At 38.1% G+C, this 1,942-nt stretch carries 1 protein-coding gene and 1 pseudogene; both read left to right on the forward strand.

Annotation, left to right across the window (positions count from 1 at the left end; all coding sequences use genetic code 11):
* Positions 1 to 92: 92 nt before the first annotated feature.
* A pseudogene (locus tag C233_RS23165) lies at positions 93 to 329 on the forward strand (N-acetyltransferase family protein); the annotation flags it as partial.
* 441 nt (positions 330 to 770) lie between these two features.
* A complete protein-coding gene (locus C233_RS23170; protein ID WP_018669619.1) occupies positions 771 to 1,868 on the forward strand; it encodes a phage integrase SAM-like domain-containing protein in 1,098 nt (365 codons plus the stop codon).
* Positions 1,869 to 1,942 lie beyond the last annotated feature (74 nt).

Consider the following 1,942-nt stretch of genomic DNA (forward strand, 5'->3'; position numbering starts at 1 on the left):
GGAATAGGACTATAAAAATGGCATATGAAGTGAGTATGCTCTATCATCTTCATATGCCATCTTGATTTTTAGGGACATTTACTGAATATCCCTATCTGTCTGCCGAATACAAGGGGCAAGGCTTGGGAACAGCGCTGATGCAAACCCTTATAGAAGAATGCCGCCGGAGCAACTACCATGTGCTGATAGCTTGTATCACGGAAGGCAATGAAGCCAGCAACGCCCTGCATGCCAAGCTCGGTTTCAGACAGGTTTCCCATTTCAAGCAGGTAGGCATGAAGTTCGGCAAATGGCTGGATGTATCGGACTATGAGTTGATACTTGGGTAAGAGGCAAGTGCGCTATTCCTTATATACAGAAAACCGTATCTAAAACAAGCATAAATTAACCGTAGCATTCATACATTTTCGGTTTACATATTGGTTTACATGAGTGGCATAATTCAAGGTAAAATGTGGCTCTATTTTATACAAAAACAAGAAGCCCTCAGGCTTTTACGTTGATTGACCCTAAATAAATATCTGCCTGCGATTGCTTATAGGAAAAGAAAAAAGCCCCGTAAATCATTAATTTACAGAGCTTTTAAAAAACACTCGTACTCGAAGCGGGAATATTTGTTATACAACCTTATGCAATCATGCGATTAATAAATGCCTATAATACAATTATAACGCATAAATAGGATGCATCATAATGTTGCATTGTGCTGCGTTAAGTTGTATGCATGTTGTGCAAAAACACTATATTTGCACAACCGATTAATTAAAACCATGACAACAGTAAAGGCATTTATTAGAACAGGCAAAAAGGATAAGGAAGCAAATATAAGGTTCCGAATATCCAGCGGAAGAAAAGTACAGTTATTCCATAAGTCAGAGCTTGTTGTGTTGCCTGCATTATGGGACGATAAACGGGAGCAATACAAATCAAAGAGCGTTATAAGAACAGATGAACGCGTACGATTAAATACTGCTATCACAGAACGGAAGAATTTATTATTATCCATATATGACAGCAATCCCGGAATCAGCAGCGAAGAACTAGAGAAACTCGTAGATAAACAAATACACCCAGAGAAATACCAAGTACAAAAAGAAGGGTTCTTTGTTATTATAGAATCTTACCTCCAGAAAAAGAAACTATCAGAAGTAAGAGATAAGAATTTTCGCGTGCTTGTTCGTGCATTACAAAGGTATGAACTGTTTATTGCTGTACATGAAAAAAAAGATTTTAATCTGGATATAGACAAAATAAGTTCAGACACGCTCGAAGATATAGAAAGCTTTTTAAGAAACGAACACATACTTTATGAGGAATATCCCCAAATATATGAGGCATTTCCTGCAATAGCACATGCCACCCGTAAAAATATTAAACCACAGCCGAGAGGGAATAATACAATATGCGCATTGTTTAACAAATTCCGCGCCTTTTATAATTGGTGCAATCAGCAGGGAATAACAGACAACAAGCCATTTAACAAATATAACGGAGTTACTACAGAAAAGTATGGCACTCCGTTCTATCTGACATTGGAAGAACGCAACCATATTGCAGATTTCGATTTATCCAACCGTCCCCAACTGGCTATACAGCGGGATATATTCATTTTCCAATGCCTGATAGGTTGCCGGGTGTCCGACTTGCTAAAAATGACAGAGGAAAATATCATCAATGGAGCCATAGAATACATACCACATAAAACACATGACGAACGCCCAGTTGTTGTACGTGTCCCCTTGAACGAACGCGCTCAAGCACTTATCAACAGATACAAGGAAGCAGACAAGAAGGGAAAACTGTTTCCATTCATCTCCTCTCAAAAATATAATGATGCCATAAAGGAAATATTTAGGGATATTCAGTAAATGTCCCTAAAAATCAAGATGGCATATGAAGATGATAGAGCATACTCACTTCATATGCCATTTTTATAGTCCTA

This window comes from Bacteroides gallinarum DSM 18171 = JCM 13658, assembly GCF_000374365.1.
Taxonomy (GTDB): Bacteria; Bacteroidota; Bacteroidia; order Bacteroidales; family Bacteroidaceae; genus Bacteroides; species Bacteroides gallinarum.

Excerpts from the sequence above, each read along its gene's own strand:
- C233_RS23170 (WP_018669619.1), top strand. The coding sequence starts at position 771 with ATGACAACAGTAAAGGCATTTATTAGAACAGGCAAAAAGGATAAGGAA.